The organism is Oerskovia jenensis (assembly GCF_016907235.1).
GTDB lineage: Bacteria > Actinomycetota > Actinomycetes > Actinomycetales > Cellulomonadaceae > Oerskovia > Oerskovia jenensis.
In genome coordinates this window covers 3,714,511-3,735,374 of the sequence record NZ_JAFBBO010000001.1, presented here as the reverse complement: position 1 = coordinate 3,735,374, position 20,864 = coordinate 3,714,511, and the positions used below count along the sequence as shown (strand labels likewise).

Below are 20,864 nucleotides of genomic sequence, written 5' to 3'. Positions count from 1 at the left end.
AGCTACCCCGCCACGCCGGGGTCCGCCCGCCCGACCTCGGCCGCGAGCGCGGGCGCCAGGTCCCCCGCCGGCCCGACGACGACGTCCGCCAACCCCAGCCAGGTCGCCATGAGGCGCAGCTCGGCCGCGAGCGCCGTCGCGGTGCCCGAGTCGGCGTGCTCCTCACGGTGCGCCGACAGGACGCGCAGCAGCCCCGCGCGCCGGTCCGCCTTGAGGTCGACCTTGGCGGTGATGCGGTCGCCCTGGAGGAACGGCAGCACGTAGTAGCCGTGGACCCGCTTGGCCGCAGGCACGTAGATCTCGATGCGGTAGTACGTGCCGAAGAGCCGTTCGAGGCGCGTGCGCTCGAACACGAGGGGGTCGAAGGGACTGAGCAGCGCTCGTCCCTGAGCCCGCCGCGGGAGCGCGGCGTCCCGGTGCAGGTACGTGGTCTCGTCCCAGCCGCGGACCTCGACGGGACGGAGTACACCGTCCTCGACGAGCTCAGCCAGCGCGCGGCGGGGAGCCGGTCCCTTGAGCCGGAAGTAGTCCTGGAAGCAGCGCAGCGTCCCGACGCCGTGCGCCCGCGCCCCGATCTCCAGCAGGCGGCGCACCGCGTCCTCGTCGCTCACGGGCGGCGCGGCGAGGACCGCGGGCGGCAGGACACGCTCGGTCAGGTCGTAGCAGCGCTCGAACGCCGCGTTGCGGCGCGCCGCAGTGATCTCGCCCGTGAAGAAGAGGAGCTCGAGCGCCCGCTTGGCCAGGGACCAGTTCCAACCCCACTCCACGGTGCCACGTGCCTCGCCCATGCCCTGGGCCTCGAGGATCTCGTGGACCTCGCTCGCCGTGACCGGCCCGCGTTCGGCCACGATCTGCCGGACGTGCTCCACGACGGCCGAGTGCGAGGCCTCGACCCCGCTGATCGACCCCCAGGCCTCGGTGCGGTACGCCCGCTGCCGCCACTCCAGGAGCCGGTAGGTCTCGGGTGGGACGTAGGACGCGACGTGCGCCCAGTACTCCACGAGGCGTCGCGGCGCGCGGCCCGCCGCCCGGTCGAGCAACGACACGTCGTAGGGGCCGAGCCGCGAGTACAGGGGGACGAGATGGGCCCGCGCCAGGACGTTGACCGAGTCGATCTGCAGCAGCCCCAGCCGGTCCACGGTGCGCTGCACGTGCCGCAGCGTGACCTGCCGGGGCGCGGCGGCGTCGGGCCGGGGGGCGTGCAGGCCCTGCGCGGCGAGGGCGACCCGGCGGGCCTGGGCGAGCGACATCGACTCGGTCTTCACCCGACCCATCCTGCCCCCGGCACCTGACATCCGCGCCGGGCAGGCGACCTGGACCTGCGGCCTGGTTCCCCGGGCCTGAGGTCCGGCTCGCGCAGCCCGGCTCCCTCAATCCGGCTCCCGGGTCCGGACGCGCCGACGGGGTGGCGCCGCCTGGTCGGCGGCGCCACCCCGTCGGGTCAGCTGGTCGCGGCGGTCAGCCCGCGTCGGGCGCGGTCTTCAGGCCGCCGGCGCACGAGGTGTCGAGCGCGATCACCCCGTAGCTCCAACCGCGGCGCCGGTAGGCGACCGAGGGGCGGGCCGTCTCCACGTCGACGAAGAGGTAGAAGTCGTGGCCCACCATCTCCATCTCGTAGAGGGCGTCGTCGATCGTCATGGGCTCTGCGGAGTGGAGCTTCTGACGGATGACGACGGGCGAGTCGCCGAGCTGGGTCTCGACCGCGTCTCCCGGAGCCGCCGGGTGCTCCGGTGCGGGCTCAGGGGTCTTGTCCTCCGGGATGAACGGCCGGACGTCGACGGGCGGGGCGGGGTTGTTGTTGCGGTGGTCCTTGCGACGGTCGCTGACGCGCCGCAGCCTCTCCTGGAGCTTGTTCATGGCCAGGTCGAGTGCCCCGAACCGGTCGTCTGCTGCCGCCTCGGCGCGAACGACGGGTCCCTTGGCGCGGACGGTCAGCTCGACCCTCTCGCGCACCTCGGACAGTCGGGGGTTGTTCTCGTGGGTGACCTCGACGTCGATCCGCTGGGCGGTCGGTGCGAGCTGCTCGAACTTCGCGAGCTTTTCTTCCACGTGTCGGCGGAAGCGGTCAGCCACTTCCGTGTGCCTGCCGACGACAACGATCTCCATGTGAGCCTCCGCAAAGGGTCTCGGACGCTCCTGTGCCTTCCAGAGCGTCCCGTGTGGTCCTGGGTCTGGCTCCCCCGAGGGGGATCCGGAGTACCTATCACCTCCCTGCCCGAGGACCTTGCCTCGGGTCGATCGCTCTGTGGCCGCACGGGTCCCCTACCAACCGTTCCCCGTGACGACTGGTCCCCAGGTTAACCCCCCCCGGTAGGTAAAGGCAGCATCTCCGGGAGATGAACTTCGCGAGCCGCGTCAGCACGCCGGGGCGGTGGCGTCGCGGCGAGCACGAGCGCCCCGAGAACCCGGGCGCCGGCATCCTCCAGGGCCCGCTCGCACGCCGCGAGCGTGGCCCCCGTCGTGAGCACGTCGTCCACCAGGAGGCACGTCGCGCCAGGTCGTGGGGTGTTCCGGCGCGCCCCACCGCGGGTGAGACGGACGCCCCCGAGGCGCGCGCCACGGCCCCTCGCCCCCAGGCCCACCTGGTCCCGTCCTCGCCGTCCCCGCTGCGCCAGGACGGGCGCCGCGACCGCGTCGACCCCGGCCTCCACGAGGCCACGCGCGAGGGCCCTGGCGAGCCCCTGGACGGGCTCGGCGCCCCGTGCGCGACGGGCCGCGGCGGACGAGGGTGCGGGCACGACCAGGATGCGCGCAGCAGCACGGGGCCGAGCAGGCGGCGGTGGCCCGAGGGCATCACGCACCCAGGGGGCGACGGCGCGCCCAGCACGGTGCACGGCCCCACCGAGGAGGGCCGCGAGGTCGTGACGCCCCTTGTCCTTCCACGCGACCACGACGCCCCGGAGCGGGCCTGCGTACGGCGCGAGCGCCCACACCGGGAGCGGCGGGGTCCCGTCCACCCGGTCCAGGCGCGGGGCGTCGGCCTCCCGACGTGCCGGGGCTCCTTCCAGGAGCCCGGCGCACGCGGGGCAGAGCACGACGTCCTGGGCGCCGCAGCCGGGGCACTCGACCGGGACGAGCAGGCGCGCGAGCGTCCGCCACCAGCCGCACACGGTCGTCAGGGCCGCAGCGAGACGGTGGACGCGGTCGTGAGGGTCCGGGGGCACGGGCCGATCCTGCCGGTCGGGGCGTCCCCCTGCCGGCCGCCCAGGTGCGACCTGTGGACGCCGGCGCCCGGGGCGGGTCTGTGCACGGGTCGCCCCGTCGCGCCAGGCCCCGTCGCGCCCGGCCCCGTCCCGCCCGGCCCCGTCCCGACGAGCGGCCGGTGCCCGCTCAGCCCGGGAACGTGGGCAGCGCGACGCCCTCGATCCGCTTCTCCCAGACCGCACCCGACCGGCTGCGACCGAACAGGGTCCCGTCCTGGGTGAGGACCTGGACCGTCCGGTCGCCGTCGCCCGCGCTGATCGCCGTCGCGCCCGCGACCGGCGACAGCCTCGTGGTCTCGCCACCGACCAGGACGAGGTGGACCGTGGGCGCGGCCTCCGTGTCGTCGGTCCCCAGGACCGCGAGCGTCGTCTCGTCGGCCCACACGACCTGCGAGGCCGAGGTGATCGGGGCGCCGACCCGGAAAGGTTCCGAGAGCCCCGTCGGGACGTCCTTCTCGTCGCGCACGATGCCGGCGACCTCCACCCGGGTACTGGTGCCGTCCGAGCTGACCACCGCGATCCGGGCCCCGTCGTGCGCGACCCGGATCGACTGCACGGTCCGCCCGGCCAACCACGGCGCCTCGACCGTGACGGGGTCGCCCGCCTCCGCGAGGTCCGCACGGACGACCTGCAGGGTGCCCGCCTGCACCCGGGGACCGGACCACACCCCGCCGAACCGGTCGACGCTCGGCGCCAGGAGGTCCTCCCCGGCCAGGAGCTGGACGTCGGGCAGGTTCTTGGTCGCGAGCCGCACGAGACGGTCCGTGCCGTCGCGGACCACGAGCGGACGCGCGTTGCTGCCCTGTGCCAGGGCGGTCGCCGTGGTCCCGGCGAGCGAGACCGCGGGGGACAACGACGTCGCCTCCTCCGCTCCGCCGTCGAGCGCCTTGACCTCGCCCTGCGCGGCGACGACCTCGCTGCCCTCGGTCACTGCCTTGATCGGCACCGCCCCGCCCGTAGGGGTGCTCAGCAGGTCCTCCCCGCGATAGAGGTTGACGGTGAGCGGCAACGCGTCGAACAGCGTCGCCTCGAGCTGGGCCTTGAGCAGGGCGCGGTCCTCGGGGGGCGCGAGCGAGATCGTGTCCGTCAACCGGACCTCGGAGACACCGCCCACGCTCGGCACGGCGTCGATGCTCAGCCGCGTCCCCTCGGGAACCACGGGAGCGGTCGACCCCCGCAGCCACTCGACCGGACCGACCAGGATCTCCGTCACGGCGCTCGCCTGCCATCCCCTGTTGGGGAACCAGCGGTCGTCGGGGACCAGCACCTCGCGGTCGGTCGACGGGAAGTACAGGCGGGTCTGTCGGAAGGCCGCCTGGAAACTGCTCTCGGAGAGCAGCAGACCGTCCTCGGCCGTCTCGATCCGCCACTGCCCGTCACCCTGGCGCACCAGCCCGAACGAGACCGGGACGGCGCCCGCCCCGCCGGGGACGTCCTCGGTGTACACACCGCGCTTGTCGAGGGCCCCGACCACGGTCGCGCTGCCCGTGACCGTGACCTGCCCCGTCTTCATGGCTTCCTTGTCCATGGTCAGGTCGAGGTCCCCGTCGAAGACCAGGACCTGCGAGTCCCAGCTCCAGGCACCCGCGTCCGTGAGGAACTCCTGGGCGACGTCGAAGTCGCCGGCCGGCCCCGCGGCCTGTGCGGTGAGGAAGCCCGACACGATGCGCAGCGGGTCGTCGCCCGCGACGGGTCCCCGCGCGCGCAGCCCCGGCGCGTTGTACCCCTGGACCACGTCGCTGCCGCGGATCACCGGGCCGGAGGTGGGGATCGACGCGCAGCCGGACAGCGCGAGGGCCGCCACGACGAGCCCCGCACCGAGGGCACCCGCGGACCTGCGACGTCGTCGGTCGGTCATCGTGCCTGCTCCTGGTCTGCGGACGTGCCGGGCCGTTCGGGGACGCCGCCCTGACGGACGAACGTGAGGTTCTCGTCGGGCAGCACGGGCAGGGCCGAGGGGCTCGTGGTCCCCTCGGTGGGGTCCTCGACCCGCTCGATCTGTCCGGTCGGCGGGCGGAAGCCGCGACCGTGGGTCGGTTCCTCCGGGACCAGCGGGAGCGGTGAGGCCTCGAGCCGGATCCCGGCGCGCAACGGCAGGGTGAGCCGGAAGGCGGCCCCTTGTCCCGGCCGGCCCCAGACCTCGAGCCACCCGCCGTGCAGGTGCGCGTCCTCGAGCGAGATCGCGAGGCCGAGCCCGGTCCCCCCGGTCGTGCGCGCGCGCGCCGGGTCGGCCCGCCAGAAGCGGTCGAACACGTGCAGCGCCTCCTCCTGGGTCATCCCGACGCCGTGGTCGCGGACCACGACCGCGGCCGCGTACCGGTCGTGGGCCACCGTGATCTCGACGGGCTTCTCCTCGGCGTGCTCGATCGCGTTGACCACGAGGTTGCGCACGATCCGTTCGACCCGACGCGGGTCCACGTCCGCGGTCACGGCCTCGTCCGGGAGGTGCACCGACATCCACACGCCCTTGCGCTCCGCGAGCGGCGCGGCGAGCTCGACGGCCGCGTTGACGACGTCGCGCACGTCACGACGCTCGGCGTCGAGCTGGGCGGCCCCCGCGTCGAAGCGGCTGATCTCCAGCAGGTCGGCCAGGAGGTCCTCGAACCTGTCGAGCTGGGTCTGGAGCAGCTCGGCCGACCGCTTCGACGCAGGGTCGAAGTCGTCGCGCGAGGCGTGCAGGACCTCGCCCGCCATCCGGATCGTCGTGAGCGGCGTGCGCAGCTCGTGGGAGACGTCGGACACGAAGCGACGCTGCAGGAGCGAGAGCTCCTCCATCCGACCGATCTGGAGCTGCAGGCTCTCCGCCATCTCGTTGAACGAGCGGGCGAGCGTCGCGAGCTCGTCGTGCCCCTTGACGGGGAGGCGTTCGTTGAGGTGCCCGTCCGCGAGCCGCTCGGCGACCCCCGCGGCGTTGCGGACCGGCTGGACCGCCTGACGCGTCACGACCCAGGTGATGAGCCCCAGGATGCCCACGACGAACACCGCACCGACGACCAGGGTGCGCTGCAGGAACGAGAGGGTCTCCTGCTCGGGCGCGAGCGTGTAGAGGAAGTAGAGCTCGTACGTGCCCACCGTCGGCACCTGGACCTTCGACCCCACGAGCACCCCGGGGTCGACGGGCGAGTTCGGGTCGGACGGGTCTCGGGGGATCGCGACCGACTGGAGCTCACGGCCGTCGCTCTCCATGACCGCGTCGCGGAGCTCGTCGGAGACCAGGCTCGCGAGCTGGTTGTCGGTGCTCACGTCGTTGAGGCGCGACGGCGCCCCCTCGGGCCGCATGAGGAAGATCTTGCGGTCGGGGCTGCCGCTCGTGCGCAGGGCGTTGTGCACGTCGAGCAGGAGCGTCTGGATCTCGGAGTCCTTGGTCTTGGACACCGAGGCCGTGAACAGGCTCTGCGCCTGCTGGATCGAGTTGGCGCTCTCGACGTTGATCTGCTCGAGCCGCTGGTCGAACAACCCGTCACGCATCGTGCTCGACAGGTACGCGCCGAGCGCCGCGACCGTGATCACCCCGACGACGAGCGCGGTGCCGACCACGCGCAGCTGCATCGACGACCGGGCGCGCCAGGTGAGTCGCCCGACCGCGGCGCGCACGCGCCGTCGGGCACGGCGCAGCGACCGCCCCACCCGCACGCGCAGCGACGGAGCGCTCACCCGCGCGCCGCGCCCGCCTTGTACCCGACGCCGCGGACAGTCAGGACGATCTCCGGGTTCTCCGGGTCGTGCTCGACCTTCGACCGCAGCCGCTGCACGTGGACGTTGACCAGGCGCGTGTCCGCCGCGTGCCGGTAGCCCCAGACCTTCTCGAGGAGGACCTCGCGCGTGAAGACCTGCCAGGGCTTGCGGGCGAGCGCGACCAGGAGGTCGAACTCGAGGGGCGTCAGCGCGATGGGGCGGCCGTCGCGCGTGACCCGGTGGCCCGTCACGTCGATCTCGACGTCACCGATCGCCAGGTGCTCGGGCGCGGGCTCGTCCGACCGGCGCAGGCGCGCCCGGATCCGCGCCACGAGCTCCTTGGGCTTGAACGGCTTGGAGATGTAGTCGTCGGCGCCCGACTCCAGCCCCAGGACGACGTCGACCGTGTCGCTCTTGGCCGTGAGCATGATGACCGGCACCCCCGACTCCGCACGGATCAGGCGGCACACCTCGGTGCCGTCCTTGCCGGGCAGCATGAGGTCCAGCAGGACGAGGTCCGGCTGGGTGCTGCGGAACGTCGCCAGGGCGAGGTCCCCGTCCGCACAGAACACCGGGTCGAACCCCTCGGACCGCAGCACGATGCCGATCATCTCGGCGAGAGCGGTGTCGTCGTCGACCACAAGCACACGTACCTTCATGGCCCCATTTTGCCATCGACTGCGGGGTCGTCGGTCCGACCCACCGTACGGCGTCCGCTGTTCACCCGAGCGGGCCGGCCGCCACGTCCTCCGGTCCCCCGTACTAGGGTGGTCCGCTACCGGGCCGGACGCCCTCGTGGCGTCCCGTACGGCCTCACCAGGACGAGCCCACGGGCCCGACAGAACCGAGCGGGGACAGCAGAGCAGATGACGACGCCCGACGACGCCGGCACGCCAGCACCGGACGACACCCCGCGCTACGGCCAGCGCGCCCCGCAGCCCCCGGGAGCGACGCCGCCCACCGGCGGGCCGCCCTCGGCGCCCGGCCAGTACGGTCAGCCCGGTCAGTACGGCCAGCCCGGTCAGTACGGCCAGCCCGCCCCAGCTCCTCAGCCCACCTCGAACGCGTGGGGGCAGCCGCAGCACGGCCAGCCGGGCCAGTACGGTCAGCCCGGGCAGTACGGCCAGCCCGGCCAGTACGGCTCCCCGCAGTACGGCGCGCCCCAGCAACCCGGCTACGGCCCGCCCACGTTCGCGGGCAAGCCCTACGCGCCGCCCGCGAACAAGCCGGGCATCATCCCGCTGCGTCCGCTGAGCCTCGGCGAGATCTTCGACGGTGCGTTCGGCGCGATCCGCGCCAATCCCAAGGTCATGCTCGGGATGAGCGCGGTCGTGATCGCGATCGCGACGATCATCGGGCTCGGCCTGGGCGTGCTGGTCAGCGGGATCTTCTCGCCCCAGCTCGCCCGGCTGGAGTCGGAGGTCTACGGCGACCTCGGCCCCGGCGCCACGGGCATGACGGACGTGTTCCCCCTCCTCGGTGTCACCATGGTGTCCTCGATCGTGCTGGCGCTGGCCATGCCCGTCGTCAACGGGCTCCTCATCACCTCGGTGGGTCAGTCGGTGATCGGCCGCAAGGCGAGCACGAGCGAGGTCTGGGCCCAGGCGAAGTCCAAGATCTGGCCCCTCCTGGGCTTCTCGGTCCTGTGGTCGGTCGTGTTCGGCACCGCCTGGTTCGTCTACCTGCTCCTCACGGTCCTCGCGTTCTCCGCGAACGTCGGCCTGGGCGTCGCCGTGGCGCTCCTCGGGCTGCTGGGCATCGCCGTCTTCAGCGGCTGGATGCTCGTGCGCACGCTGCTGGTCCCACCGGCCCTGGTCCTCGAGGGCCAAGGGTTCGCGAGCGGCGTCGTGCGGGGCTGGAAGATCTCCCGCGGTTCGTTCTGGCGCCTGCTCGGGATCTACCTCCTGGCCTCGGTCGCCGTCGGTGCCATCACGTGGCTCGTCTCGCAGCCCTTCGGGATCATCGGCGGCATGCTCTCGTTCTGGAGCACGCTCGCGATGTACGCGGTGGTGTCCGTGGGCTCGGTCATCACGGGAGTCATCAGCGCGGTGTTCCTCGCAGGCGTCGTCTCGTTGCTCTACATCGACGTCCGCATGCGTCGTGAGGGGCTGGACGTCGAGCTCACGGCTGCGGCCAACGAGCACACCGACCACGCGTGACCGGCGCACTACCCGCCTCGCTCGCCGCCTGGGCGGCGGTCGCCCCGGCACGGCTCGTCCTCCCCCGCGGCGTCGGCACGGACGTCCCGGTCGTCCCCGACGCCGACACCGCGCGCCAGTGGTTGAAGGAGGAGCTCCTGGACCCTGCGTACGTGGACCAGCCCTCGCTCCTGATGCGCTTCATCGACTGGGTGACCGGGCTGTTCACCGACGTCCGGGTCCTCGACGTGAACCCTGTCCTGGCCTCGCTCGTGATCGTCGCTCTCGTCCTCGGGGTGGCCGTGGTCGCCTACGTCGTCACGGGCCCGGTCCGCCTCTCCCGCAAGGCTCGGCCGTCGGTCGCGGTGTTCGACGACGACGAGCGCTCGGCCAAGGACCTGCGCGACGCGGCCGACGCCGCCGCCTCGGCGGGTGACTGGCCGACCGCCGTCGTCGAGCGCTACCGCGCCGTCGTGCGCTCGCTCGAGGAGCGCGTGATCCTGGACCCGCGCCCCGGGCGCACGGCCCACGAGGCCGCGGACGAAGCCGCCGTGCGACTCCCCGCACTCTCCGACCGGCTCGGAGCCGGCGCACGCCTGTTCGACGACGTCCGGTACGGCAAGGTGTCGGTGGGCCCCGCGGCCGACCAGGTGCTGCGCGAGCTGGACGCCGCGACCCTCGCCACGACGCCGACGCCATCCGCCCACCTGCCCGGCGGTCCAGGGTCGGACGTCGACCCGTCGCCCTCCGCCGCGCCGGCACCGACCCCCTCCGGAGGCTCCCGGTGACCACCGGACTCGACGCACCGCCGCCCCCGGTCTCGGCCCCCGACGCAGCCGGCGCGGCCGTCACCACGGCGTACCTCCCGGTCCGCGTGATGGGCGACGGCACCACGGCCGGCTCCCGTGCCGCGCGCCGGTGGCGTGCGGCCCGCTGGCCGCTCGCCGTGATCCTCCTGATCGCGATCGTCGCGGGGCTCGCCGCGTTGTCGCGGCCCGCCGTCTCGAGCACCCCGCTCGCCCCTGACAACGCCGGACCGAACGGCGCCCGGGCCGTGGCCCAGGTGCTGGGCGACCAGGGCGTCGAGGTCGGGTACGTGACCACGACCGCCGACGCCGTCGCGCGCGCCGACGCCGGGACGACGCTCCTCGTGACGTCCGACCTCAACCTCCTGCCCGAGCAGGTCGACGCACTCCTCGCGACCGAGGCCGACCTGGTGCTCCTCGAGCCGGGGTACGACCTGCTCGAGAGCGCGACCGACGGGACCGCGTCCCTGGGCGACGACTGGTCGTCACCCGACTCCCTGCGGAGCCCGCAGTGCACCGACCCCGACGCGGTCGCCGCCGAGGAGATCCGCAGCACGGGCTTCGGCTTCACCGCGAACGGGCCCGGCTCGGTCGTCTGCTTCCCCGGCGACGACAGCCCGCCCGACACGGGGGCCTACCTGGTCCACGAGGGCGAGCGCCGCGTCGTCGCGTTCGACGACGCGCGGCTCGTCACGAACGCCCGTGTCGACCAGGACGGCAACGCCGCCCTCGTCCTGCGCTCGCTCGGTCGCCACGAGACCCTGACCTGGTTCGTGCCCGACCTCCTGGACACGTCGTCGACGGGCGACTCCTCGGTCGGGGCGGCCGTCCTGCCTCCCTGGGTCTCGATCGTCCTCGTCCAGCTCCTGGTGGTCGCCCTGTTCGCGGCCCTCTGGCGCGGTCGCCGGCTCGGGCCGCTCGTCACCGAGGACCTCCCGGTCGTCGTCCGCGCGTCCGAGACGACGCGCGGCCGGGGACGCCTGTACCGCCGGTCCCGCTCCCGAGGCCACGCGGCGGCCGGCCTGCGCGCCCACAGCGCCGACCGCATGGCCTCGCGACTGGGGCTGCCCCGGTCCGCCGCCGCCCCCGCGCTGATCGACGCGATCGTCCGTGCCACGCACCGCCCGGCCGAGCAGGTCGCGCACCTCTTGTACGGCCCACCACCCGCCGACGACGCAGCGCTGCTCGAGCTCGCGCGTCACCTTGACCAGTTGGAGAGCGAGGTCTTCCACCCGTGACGCACCACCCCGAGGGGTCGAACCCCTATCAGCAGCCCGCGGACCGCTACGCGCCGCCGCAGGCCCCTTCCCCGCAGTCCGCGCCGCCGGTTCCGGCCCACCCCCAGGGCCAGGCCGAGCCCCCGGCGCAGCCGCCCGCGTACGGCGCCCCCGTCCCTCCGGCGCCCGCGGCCCCGGCCCCGCCCACCGTCGCCGACGCACCCGCCCAGGCTGCGCCGTCGGGCCCCTCGCACGAGCTGCGCGCGGCCCTGGCCGCAGTGCGGACCGAGGTCGGCAAGGCCGTGGTCGGGCAGGACGCCGCCGTGACGAGCCTGCTCATCGCGATGCTCTGCAAGGGCCACGTGCTGCTCGAGGGCGTGCCCGGCGTCGCCAAGACGCTGCTCGTGCGCACTCTCGCGGCCTCGCTCGACCTGGACACCAAGCGCGTCCAGTTCACGCCGGACCTCATGCCGGGCGACGTCACGGGCTCCCTCGTGTACGACGCGCGCACGGCCGAGTTCTCGTTCCGCGAGGGCCCCGTCTTCACGAACCTCCTGCTGGCCGACGAGATCAACCGCACACCCCCCAAGACCCAGGCGTCGCTGCTCGAGGCCATGGAGGAGCGACAGGTCTCGGTCGACGGGACGCCGCGGTTCCTGCCGGACCCGTTCCTCGTCATCGCGACGCAGAACCCCGTCGAGTACGAGGGCACCTACCCGCTCCCCGAGGCCCAGCTCGACCGCTTCCTGCTCAAGCTCGTCCTGCCGCTGCCCGAGCGCGACCAGGAGATCGAGGTCCTCGCGCGGCACGCCGCGGGCTTCAACCCGCGCGACCTCGCCGCCGCGGGCGTGCGCCCCGTCGCGGGCCGCGAGGTCCTCGACCGCGCGCGTGCCGAGGTCGCCCAGGTGCAGGTCTCGCGCGAGGTCCTCGGCTACGCCGTGGACCTGTGCCGCGCCACCCGCCACTCGCCCTCGCTCTCGCTCGGTGTCTCGCCCCGTGGTGCCACGGCACTCCTCGCGACGTCGCGCGCGTGGGCGTGGCTGTCGGGTCGTGGGTACGTCACGCCCGACGACGTCAAGGCCCTGGCCCACCCGACGCTGCGCCACCGCGTCCAGCTCCGCCCCGAGGCCGAGCTCGAGGGCGTGACCGCCGAGAGCGTGCTCGACACGGTGCTGGCCTCCGTGCCGGTCCCACGCTGAGCGCCGCGTGCCTGAAGGGATGACATGGCTCTGACCTGGCGCGCGGTCGCGCTGGCGGCCCTGGGCGTGGTCGCGGTCCTCGTGGTGCCCTCGTACGGCACCGTGCTGCTCTGGGCGCTCGTCGTGGTGGCGCTGTGCGCGCTCGACGTGACGCTCGCGGCCTCCCCGCGCCAGGTCGCGGTGGAACGGCGCGTGCCCGGCTCGGTACGTCTGACGGGGCGCGCGACGTCGCAGCTCGTCGTGACGAACCTGACCGGGCGGCGGCTGCGGGCCGTGGTGCGCGACGCCTGGGCGCCGTCGGCGGGCGCCGGGCGCAACCGCCACCCCGTCGACCTGCCCCCCGGGGAGTCGGCGCGCCTGCTGACCGCGCTCGTCCCGACCCGGCGCGGGGACCGCGAGGCGGGCGCCGTCACGATCCGTTCCGCCGGTCCGCTCGGCCTCGCGGCCCGTCAGGTCTCGCTCGAGGTCCCGGGGCGCCTGCGCGTGCTCCCCGAGTTCGCCTCGCGCCGCCACCTGCCGAGCAGGCTCGCACGGCTGCGCGAGATGGACGGTCGATCGGCCGTCCAGGTGCGCGGCGAGGGGACCGAGTTCGACTCGCTGCGCGAGTACGTGATCGGCGACGACGTCCGCTCGATCGACTGGCGGGCCTCGGCCCGCCGCGCGGACATGGTCGTGCGGACGTGGCGCCCCGAGCGCGACCGCCGCGTCCTGATCGTGCTGGACACGTCCCGGACGTCGGCCGCGCGCATCGGCGACGAGCCGCGGCTCGACGCGAGCATCGAGGCGGCGCTGCTGCTCTCGGCCCTCGCGGGGCGCGCGGGCGACCGCGTCGAGCTCATCGCGTACGACCGCGGGGTGCGCGCCCGGGTCGCCGGTGCGGCGGGTCCCCGGCTCATGCCCGCGCTCGCCGACGCGCTCGCGCCGGTCCAGCCCGCCCTCCTCGAGACCGACTGGCCCGGGCTGGTCGGCGCGGTCCATCAGCGGCTCTCGCAACGTGCGCTCGTCGTGCTGCTCACGACCCTCGACCCGGCCGCGGTCGAGACGGGACTGCTGCCCGTCGTCGGGCAGCTGGCGTCCACGCACCAGGTCGTCGTCGCCTCGGTCGCCGACCCCGAGGTCGCGACCCTGCGCGCGGCGCGGGGCTCGAGCGTCGAGGTGTACGACGCCGCGGCCGCCGCGCGCGTCGAGCTCGAACGCACCGCGGTGCGGACCGTGCTCTCCCGCAAGGCCGTCGAGGTCGTCGAGGGGCTGCCCGAGGAGCTCGCTCCCCGGCTCGCCGACACGTACCTCGCGCTCAAGGCCGCAGGGCGTCTCTAGCGGTGTGCTGTCAGACCGAGCGTGGCCTCCAGGCCACGCTCGGTCTGACAGCACGCGTACCCGGCTCTCACCCCACCGTCACACGGTCCCGGCGGGATGCTCCCACCCCACGGCCTAGGCTGGTGGGTGGAAACCCCCAACTCCCGAGGAGCACCACCGTGACCCGACCGGCCACCCCGCGCGACCGTGAAGCCCGCAACCGACGGGTCGCGATCATCGTGATCTTCGCGCTGTCCGCGACCTTCGTCATCCCGGCCCTGGGCTTCCTCATCTTCTGACCGGGTGCGCGCAGGCCGCGGGGCGTGCGCCCCTGGCGCGTCCTACGCCGCTCGGAGGCCCACCGTGGGCGCCACGCGGCAGGATGGCTCCATGACCGCCGTCGGCCGCCACGGGCCCGTCCTCACCCTCGACGACCTCAACCGGGCGCTGCTGGCGCGTCAGCACCTGCTGGCCCCGGCCTCCTCGTCCCCCGTGGCGGAGATCGACCACCTCGTGGGCCTTCAGTCGCAGGCTCCGACGAGCCCCTACCCGGGGTTGTGGTCGCGCCTCGACGGCTTCCGGACCGACGACCTCGCGCAACGCTTCCTCGACCGCTCGGTGACCCGCATCGCGGTCATGCGCGGCACGGTCCACCTCATCACGGCCGAGGACGCCCTCGAGCTACCGGGCGTGCTGCGGCCCCTGCTCGAGTCCGGGGTGCGCACCGGCAGCGCGCACGCCAAGGCGCTGGCGGGCACGAACCTCGACGACGTCGCCGCGGCCGCGCGAGATCTCCTCACCCGGTCCCCCCTGACCTCGGGCGACCTGGGGCGTCTGCTCGGGGAGCGCTGGCCCGACGTCCATCCCCAGCACCTGGCCTACACGGCCCGCTGCTTCCTCCCCCTCGTCCAGGTCACGCCCCGCGGGCTGTGGGGCGCGAGCGGCCCCGGCACGACGACGACCTGGACCACCGCGGACTCCTGGTTCGGACAGCCGAGCCGCGCGCTCCTCGACCCCGACGAGCGCGCCGCGGCCCTCGTGCGCCTGGTCCGCCGCTACCTCGCGGCCTTCGGTCCGGCGACCGTCATGGACGCCCAGAGGTGGGCCGGGCTGACGGGCCTGCGGGCCGCCGTCGAACGGCTGCGGCCCGAGCTCGTGACCTTCACCGGGCCCGACGGCAAGGAGTACCTCGACCTGCCGGGCGCCCCGCGCCCCGGCGCGCAGACCCCCGCTCCCCTGGTGCTCGTGGCCGAGTTCGACAACCTCGTGCTGGGGCACGCGGACCGCACGCGTGTCGTGGACGACGTCCGGCGCAGGGCCATCACGACCGTCAACGGCCAGGTGCCCGGGACGGTCCTCGTCGACGGCTACGTGGCCGCGACGTGGAAGGTGCGCCGCGCGGGGGCGAGGCCGACGCCCGACGCCGCCGCGCACCTGGACGTCACACCGCTCGGGCACACGTTCACGCGCGCCCAGCGGGCCGCGCTCGAGGCACGCGGCGGTGAGCTGCTGCGGTTCGTCGCGCCCGAGGCCTCCGAGCACGTCGTGACCGTGGCGGCCACGTGACGCGGACCTGCCGGACCGGGACGGCTCAGGCCGCGACCGGCGCGACGTCCCCCGCGAGGTCGGCCGAGAGGTCGCCCGTCTCCCCCGCCAGCACGGCGCGGCGCCCGAGCACGATCGTGTAGGCCCAGAAGGCCGCGAGCGCGATCGCCCCGATGACGATCTTGAGCCACCACGCCATGCCCGACCCGGTGACGAACCCCTCGATCAGCCCCGAGACGGCCAGCACCACCACGAGCCCGATCACGACCGTGAAGAGCGAGCGCCCCTCCTCCGCGAGGGCGCGCAGGCGAGGGCGGGGACCCGGGTCGACCATGGTCCAGAACAGCCGCAGCCCTGCGGCCCCCGCGACGAAGATCGCGGTGAGCTCGAGCAGGCCGTGCGGGGTGATGAGCGTGAGGAAGGTGTCGAGCTCGCCGTAGGACGCCATCATGCCGCCCGTCGACCCGACCGCCACGGCGTTCGAGAACAGCAGGTACGCCGTGAACACCCCCGTGATCCCGAACGCGATGCACAGCGCGGCGAGCCACGCGTTGTTGGTCCAGACCACGGCCGCGAAGTCCACGCCGGGGTCGTAGTAGCTCGCGAACGCCTCGTCGACGTAGGCCTCGCGCTGGCTGGGCGTGCCCATCGAGGCGAGCGCGTCGGGGTTGGTGGCGACCCACCAGCCCGCGACCACGGCGACCAGGAGGAACAGGGTCATGACCGTCACGGTCCACCAGCGGATCCGGTACAGCGCCGCCGGCACCGAGACCGTGGCGAAGCGCGTCACGTCGCGCCACGCGGGCTCGTGCGCGCCCGCGATACGGCTCCTCGCGCGTGCCAGCAGGTCGGACAGCCGCGTGACGAGGACCGGGTCCGGGGCCGACGAGCGGATCGTCGACAGGTGCGTCGCGACCGACTGGTAGAGGCGGACGAGCTCGTCCGCCTCGGCGCCGTCGAGCGAGCGCTTCTTGGTCAGCTCGGCGAGCCGCGACCACTCGTCGCTGTGCACGGCGTTGAAGGCATCGAGGTCCACGCGGCTACCCTGCCACACCTTGCCCTACAGTGGGCCGGACCCCTTCGTCGCGTCCTGGTCCCCCGGGAGCGGCATCGATCCTGCGACCTGTGTCGACGACCCTGGAGGAGCACGCGTGCGAGACGGCATCCTGACCGGCGAGGGAGTGGTCCTCGACGCGCGGCCCGCGTCGTTCGTGACGCGCGCCCTGGGAGCCGTGATCGACCTGGTGGCTCTCGGGATCGTGATCCTGGTCGTCCTGTTCGCCGTGGCGGGGGCCGCGCTCAACGCGGTCAGCCTCGACTTCGCACCGGCCGTGGGGATCCTTCTCCTGGTCCTGGTCATGGTCGGCATCCCGACGACCGTCGAGACCCTCACCCGGGGCAGGTCGCTCGGCAAGCTCGCGACGGGCATCCGGGTCGTGCGCGACGACGGCGGCCCGGTCCGCTTCCGGCACGCCTTCATCCGTGCCCTCGTGGGCGTGGGCGAGCTGTGGCTGACGTTCGGGTCGGTGGCCATCGTCGCGTCGTTGTCGAACGACAAGGGCAAGCGCGTCGGGGACATGATGGCGGGGACCTACGCGATCCGGGTCCGTGGCGGCAGGCCGACGTACGCGGCGATCGCGATGCCGCCCTACCTCGCCGGGTGGGCCGCGCACGCCGACATGCGCCGGCTCCCGGACGGGCTTGCCCTCGCGGTCCGCCAGTTCCTCGGCCGAGCCACCCAGCTCAACCCGGCTTCGCGCGTGCGGATCGGCCAGGAGCTCGCGGGCCGGATCGAGCAGTACGTGGCCCCCGGCCCGCCGCCCGGGACGCCGCCCGAGGACTTCCTGTGCGCGGTCCTCGCCGAGCGGCGCGGCCGGGACTGGGTCAGCGCCCAGCGGGGACGGGCGCTCGCTCAGGAGCAGGGCGAGCTGCTGCACCGCCTGCCGTACTCGGTCCCCGACCCGCGGAGCTGACGAGCACGCTGCGGGCGCCCGACCGGGCCCGTGCGCCGCGGGGTGCCCGCGCACTGCGGGGCGCCCCGGCCTCGAACCGTCCGAAGACCAGGACCAGCGCCCCGAGCACGAGCGCCGCGGCCCCGAACCACAGCGGGCGGCTGGCCCACCAGTCGGCGCTCCACGACGCGGGCAGGGGCGTGCCGAGCCCCAGCAGGACCACGCCGAGCACGACGAACATCGCGGTCAGGTGCCACAGGTAGAGCGTCATGGACCGGCCGGCGACCCACGTCACCAGAGTCGCGCCGCGCCCCTGCGCCCAGCGCACGACGACGTCGCGCACCGCGAGCGCCACGCTCACCTGGAGCACGGCGTGGGTCACTGCGAGGGCCGTGGGCGGTCCGAGGTTGGAGATCGCGTCACCGGGCATCCCGATGAGGCTCAGGGGGTAGGGGCCCGCGACGACGAGGGTACCCATCGCGGCGAGCGCACCGGCCGCCACGAGGACGAGCGTGCGCCGGGAGGGCAGGGCGCCGCGGCGCACGAGGTCGACGTAGACGATCCCCAGGACGTAGGGCACGCCCCAGCCGAGCAGCACGTTCGCGACGGCCACCTGCTCGAGCCCGGCGGCGAAGCGCAGCACGTCCACGAGGAGGGGCGCCGCGACGACGAGCGCGACCATGCGCCGGCCCCAGGCCCGGTAGGCCCGGAGCAGGGCCGGGGTGACGGCCAGCAGCAGCAGGTAGACGCCGAGGAACCACAGGAGCTGGGGCGCGATCCGCGCGACCTGCAGCACGGCCGTCTCGGGGACCCCGACCGCGACGAGCACGACGGCCGCCACGGCCCACGCACCGACGAACGCCGCGACCGGCTTCCAGATGCGCGGCATCCTGCGCCGCACGACGTCCCACCCGGCAGCGACGAGCCCCGGTGCGACGCCCCGGCGACCTGTCGCCGGGAGGCGAGCGGCGCCGTCGGGCCCGCTCGTCGCGCCCGGGCGCCAGAGCTGATAGGCGGCCGACGCCCCCGCCGCGAAGAACAGCAGCGGCAGGACCTGCAGGACCCACGTGAGCGTCCACGCCCCGCCGTGGGCGAGGGCGTTGCCGATCCCGAGGCGCTGGCCGTCCCACGTGGCCTCGGGCATGAGCCAGTGGACGCTCAGGACCGCGAGGGTCGCGAGCGCGCGCACCGCGTCGACGAACACGTCGCGTCGGGCCGGCGCCGCGGGTCCAGCGACGGGGGCGGTGGAGGCCCGACGACGCGGCACGAGCTCGCGGTCGCGGGTCGCCGGGGTGCGGCTCGGGCCGGCCGACGGGGCGGGTCGCGGGGTCCCGTGCCGGGGCGGGACGAACGGCCGGGCAGGCCGGGCGGGGATCTGGGGGACGTCGACGACGGCCACGGGGTGCTCCTCGGGACGGTGGGAAAGCGTTCCCCACCAGTCTCGAAAATCCCGGTACGTCCCGGAATGGGAGCGGCCCCCGAGGGCCGGGCGGCCGTCCGGTCACGTCTGCGGGGGATGTCCCCCGCAGGCACCCCTGCGACCCGCTCAGTCCCGCAGGTACCTGAGCACCGCGAGCACCCGGCGATGGTCCCCCGCGTCCTGCGGCAGCCCGAGCTTTCCGAAGATCGCCGTGACGTTCTTCTCGACGGCCCCGTAGGACAGGAACAGGTTCTCCGCGATCGCGGTGTTCGACCGGCCCTGCGCCATGAGCCCGAGCACCTCGCGCTCGCGCGGTGTGAGGCGGGACAGGCCGTCGTCGGAGCGTGAGGCGCCCATGAGCTGGCTCACGACCTCGGGGTCGAGCACGGTCTGGCCTGCGGCGATCCGGGTCAGGGCGTCGAGGAACTCGCTCACGTCCGCCACGCGGTCCTTGAGGAGATACCCCACGCCCTCGGCGCCGCCCGTGAGGAGCTCGCTCACGAACCGGGTCTCGACGTACTGCGAGAACAGCAGCACGCCCAGCCCCGGGGACGCCGCACGCAGCGAGAGCGCCGCCCGCAGTCCCTCGTCGGTGAACGTCGGGGGCATGCGGATGTCGATGATGACGACGTCGGGCAGCTCGTCCAGGGCCCCGAGCCGCGCGACCTCGGCGACGAGCGCGCTCCCGTCCCCCACGGCAGCGACGACCTCGTGACCTCGGCGGGTGAGCAGGGCGACGAGCCCGTCGCGCAGGATGACGGAGTCCTCGGCGATCACGAGCCGCACGGTGGTACCTCTTCTGTGTCGATAGGTCGGTCGACGGGTCGGCCCGGGCGCCTGGTCGAGGCGTCCGGGCCGGTCCGGGGGTGGGGGCCGGTCACACCCTGCTCGGCAGGACGACCGTGACCACCGTAGGCCCTCCGACCGGGCTCACGAGGTCGAACGTGCCGTCGACCGAACGGACCCGCTCCTCGAGGCCCGCGAGCCCCGACCGGTGGCCGCGCGCATCGGGCGTCGAGATGCGCGCCCCGCCCTGCCCGTCGTCGCGCACGCGCAGCCGCAGCCGCGACCCCTGCTCCTCGACGAGCACGTAGACCCCCGTGGCACGGGCGTGCTTCGCGGCGTTGGTCACGAGCTCGGCGACGCAGAAGTACGCGATCGTCTCGACGGCCGGCGAGGGCGCGATGCCAGGGTCCACGTCGACCGTCACAGGCAGCGGCGAACGGGCCGCGAGCGTCTCGAGAGCGACCGCCAGACCGTTGTCGAGCGCGGGCGGGTGGATGCCCCGCGCGAGCTCGCGCAGCTCGACGAGCGCCTCCTTGGTCGACGCGTGCGCGTTGTCGACGAGCTCGAGGGCCTCGGTCGCGTCGCCGCCCGCGGCGAGCTGCTCCTTGGCCTCGCCGAGCTGCATCGCGACCGCCACGAGCCGGGCCTGCGTCCCGTCGTGGAGGTCGCGCTCGATGCGGCGCAGCTTGGCGTCGGCGTCCTCGACCGTCTTGCCGCGCGACTTCTCGAGGTCCGCCACGCGCAGGCTCGCGCGGGTGGGGCCGAGCAGGTTGACCGACAGGAGGCGGAAGAGCTGCGCGAACCCGCGCACGAGCTGCGGCCACAGCCACCACAGCGCGATGCCCACGGCCGCGAGCGCCGACTGCCGCAGCGGGGTGTCGACGTACCAGTCCGTGCCCATCTGTGCGCCGCGGTGCCACGTGCCGTCGGCGGCCATCTGCAGCGGGAGGAACTGCGACCAGAACCAGTGCGTCGCGGCCCCCACCGAGACGAAGAAGAACGTCACGGTCACGACGAACGCGACGAGCGCCAGGAAGAAGCTCACGAACATGAACGTCATGGCCCGCCACCCCGGACCGTCCGACAGGTTCGACCAGAGCATGCGCCAGAACCCGCGGCGCGGCGTGTGCGGCGTGGGCGGCAGCACGTCGACCGACAGCATCGAGCGCGCCATCGAGCGGTACATGCCGCCCCAGCCGCGCGCCCCGAGGACCAGGCCGCCCGAGACCACGAGACCGACGACCGTCACGAGGATCCCCGCCGTGAAGCTCACGGTGAACATCACGTACGTGAACGCGAACGGTGCGACGAACAGCGACAACCACAGGTAGCCGAACTCACGCCAGGTCTGGCGGGCGAACGGCGCGGCCAGGAAGCCGACGGGCTCGCGCAGGTCCGCGTAGCGGGGGTCGAGGTCGGCGGCGACCCGTCCGAGGTGGGGCGACACGCCACCCGGCAGGGCCTCGGTGGCCTCGACGGGCGGTGTGGACGTGGCGGACCCGGGCGAGGGCTCGCCCGTGGAGGCGGCGTCGCCGAGCGGCGGTGGGGGGGTTGTCACAGCAGACATGGTGGCAGGACTCCTGGGTCTGTTTCGAGCGGTACCACCAGTCTTCCCGACCCGTGCACG

Annotated in this window: 17 protein-coding genes; 7 read left to right on the top strand and 10 right to left on the bottom strand. The window is 74.1% G+C overall.

Annotated features, from left to right (window positions below; all coding sequences use genetic code 11):
• Positions 1 to 2 precede the first annotated feature (2 nt).
• The 6 genes from JOD49_RS16810 to mtrA all read right to left on the bottom strand — a co-directional run bounded on the left by JOD49_RS16810 (position 3) and on the right by mtrA (position 7,537).
• Entirely contained in the window at positions 3 to 1,274 is a 1,272-nt protein-coding gene (locus tag JOD49_RS16810) for a winged helix-turn-helix domain-containing protein (protein WP_239525245.1), read from the bottom strand.
• A gap of 184 nt (positions 1,275 to 1,458) precedes the next feature.
• On the bottom strand, positions 1,459 to 2,106 hold the full coding sequence (gene hpf / locus JOD49_RS16805) for a ribosome hibernation-promoting factor, HPF/YfiA family (RefSeq protein ID WP_205308191.1): 648 nt from the start codon (positions 2,104 to 2,106) through the stop codon (positions 1,459 to 1,461).
• Positions 2,107 to 2,297: 191 nt separating this feature from the next.
• Positions 2,298 to 3,164, bottom strand: a complete 867-nt coding sequence (locus tag JOD49_RS16800; protein WP_307822602.1) for a ComF family protein — start codon at positions 3,162 to 3,164, stop codon at positions 2,298 to 2,300.
• Between the two features lie 166 nt (positions 3,165 to 3,330).
• Positions 3,331 to 5,061, bottom strand: coding sequence for an LpqB family beta-propeller domain-containing protein (locus JOD49_RS16795; protein ID WP_205308190.1), 1,731 nt, complete (start codon positions 5,059 to 5,061; stop codon positions 3,331 to 3,333).
• On the bottom strand, positions 5,058 to 6,857 hold the full coding sequence (gene mtrB / locus JOD49_RS16790; protein WP_307822601.1) for an MtrAB system histidine kinase MtrB: 1,800 nt from the start codon (positions 6,855 to 6,857) through the stop codon (positions 5,058 to 5,060). The genes JOD49_RS16795 and mtrB overlap by 4 nt, the downstream gene beginning before the upstream one ends.
• Positions 6,854 to 7,537, bottom strand: a complete 684-nt coding sequence (gene mtrA, locus JOD49_RS16785) for an MtrAB system response regulator MtrA (protein WP_205308189.1) — start codon at positions 7,535 to 7,537, stop codon at positions 6,854 to 6,856. The genes mtrB and mtrA overlap by 4 nt, the downstream gene beginning before the upstream one ends.
• Before the next feature lie 207 nt (positions 7,538 to 7,744).
• On the opposite strand from mtrA, the gene JOD49_RS16780 reads away from it, so the two are divergent.
• From JOD49_RS16780 to JOD49_RS16755, 6 genes are all read left to right on the top strand, one after another.
• Positions 7,745 to 9,037 (top strand): hypothetical protein, encoded by a 1,293-nt coding sequence (locus JOD49_RS16780; protein ID WP_205308188.1) that lies wholly within the window; start codon positions 7,745 to 7,747, stop codon positions 9,035 to 9,037.
• Positions 9,034 to 9,804, top strand: a complete 771-nt coding sequence (locus JOD49_RS16775) for a DUF4129 domain-containing protein (RefSeq protein WP_205308187.1) — start codon at positions 9,034 to 9,036, stop codon at positions 9,802 to 9,804. Before JOD49_RS16780 ends, JOD49_RS16775 begins: the two co-directional genes overlap by 4 nt.
• Complete coding sequence (locus JOD49_RS16770) at positions 9,801 to 11,060, top strand: DUF4350 domain-containing protein (protein WP_307822600.1); 1,260 nt, start codon at positions 9,801 to 9,803, stop codon at positions 11,058 to 11,060. The genes JOD49_RS16775 and JOD49_RS16770 overlap by 4 nt, the downstream gene beginning before the upstream one ends.
• Positions 11,057 to 12,238 (top strand): AAA family ATPase, encoded by a 1,182-nt coding sequence (locus tag JOD49_RS16765; RefSeq protein WP_307822599.1) that lies wholly within the window; start codon positions 11,057 to 11,059, stop codon positions 12,236 to 12,238. Before JOD49_RS16770 ends, JOD49_RS16765 begins: the two co-directional genes overlap by 4 nt.
• 24 nt (positions 12,239 to 12,262) lie before the next feature.
• Entirely contained in the window at positions 12,263 to 13,555 is a 1,293-nt protein-coding gene (locus JOD49_RS16760) for a DUF58 domain-containing protein (protein WP_205308186.1), read from the top strand.
• 369 nt (positions 13,556 to 13,924) lie between these two features.
• On the top strand, positions 13,925 to 15,100 hold the full coding sequence (locus JOD49_RS16755) for a winged helix DNA-binding domain-containing protein (protein ID WP_205308185.1): 1,176 nt from the start codon (positions 13,925 to 13,927) through the stop codon (positions 15,098 to 15,100).
• A gap of 25 nt (positions 15,101 to 15,125) precedes the next feature.
• On the opposite strand, the gene JOD49_RS16750 is transcribed toward JOD49_RS16755, so the two are convergent.
• A complete protein-coding gene (locus JOD49_RS16750; protein ID WP_205308184.1) occupies positions 15,126 to 16,115 on the bottom strand; it encodes a stage II sporulation protein M in 990 nt (329 codons plus the stop codon).
• A gap of 115 nt (positions 16,116 to 16,230) precedes the next feature.
• Here JOD49_RS16750 and JOD49_RS16745 point away from each other — a divergent pair, with 115 nt between their 5' ends.
• Entirely contained in the window at positions 16,231 to 17,052 is an 822-nt protein-coding gene (locus JOD49_RS16745; protein ID WP_205308183.1) for an RDD family protein, read from the top strand.
• Here the strand turns inward: JOD49_RS16745 and JOD49_RS16740 are convergent.
• From JOD49_RS16740 to JOD49_RS16730, 3 genes are all read right to left on the bottom strand, one after another.
• Positions 16,964 to 18,430, bottom strand: coding sequence for an acyltransferase family protein (locus JOD49_RS16740; protein WP_205308182.1), 1,467 nt, complete (start codon positions 18,428 to 18,430; stop codon positions 16,964 to 16,966). The genes JOD49_RS16745 and JOD49_RS16740 overlap by 89 nt on opposite strands.
• Positions 18,431 to 18,577: 147 nt before the next feature.
• Positions 18,578 to 19,237, bottom strand: a complete 660-nt coding sequence (locus tag JOD49_RS16735) for a response regulator transcription factor (RefSeq protein WP_205308181.1) — start codon at positions 19,235 to 19,237, stop codon at positions 18,578 to 18,580.
• A gap of 91 nt (positions 19,238 to 19,328) precedes the next feature.
• The gene (locus JOD49_RS16730) at positions 19,329 to 20,804 is read right to left on the bottom strand and encodes a sensor histidine kinase (RefSeq protein ID WP_205308180.1); all 1,476 of its coding nucleotides are present in this window, start codon (positions 20,802 to 20,804) and stop codon (positions 19,329 to 19,331) included.
• Positions 20,805 to 20,864 lie beyond the last annotated feature (60 nt).

Bases quoted from the DNA above. Each gene is read 5' to 3' on its own strand.
- JOD49_RS16810 (WP_239525245.1), bottom strand. From the start codon at position 1,274: ATGGGTCGGGTGAAGACCGAGTCGATGTCGCTCGCCCAGGCCCGCCGG.
- hpf (WP_205308191.1), bottom strand. From the start codon at position 2,106: ATGGAGATCGTTGTCGTCGGCAGGCACACGGAAGTGGCTGACCGCTTC.
- JOD49_RS16795 (WP_205308190.1), bottom strand. From the start codon at position 5,061: ATGACCGACCGACGACGTCGCAGGTCCGCGGGTGCCCTCGGTGCGGGG.
- mtrA (WP_205308189.1), bottom strand. From the start codon at position 7,537: ATGAAGGTACGTGTGCTTGTGGTCGACGACGACACCGCTCTCGCCGAG.
- JOD49_RS16780 (WP_205308188.1), top strand. From the start codon at position 7,745: ATGACGACGCCCGACGACGCCGGCACGCCAGCACCGGACGACACCCCG.
- JOD49_RS16760 (WP_205308186.1), top strand. From the start codon at position 12,263: ATGGCTCTGACCTGGCGCGCGGTCGCGCTGGCGGCCCTGGGCGTGGTC.
- JOD49_RS16755 (WP_205308185.1), top strand. From the start codon at position 13,925: ATGACCGCCGTCGGCCGCCACGGGCCCGTCCTCACCCTCGACGACCTC.
- JOD49_RS16730 (WP_205308180.1), bottom strand. From the start codon at position 20,804: ATGTCTGCTGTGACAACCCCCCCACCGCCGCTCGGCGACGCCGCCTCC.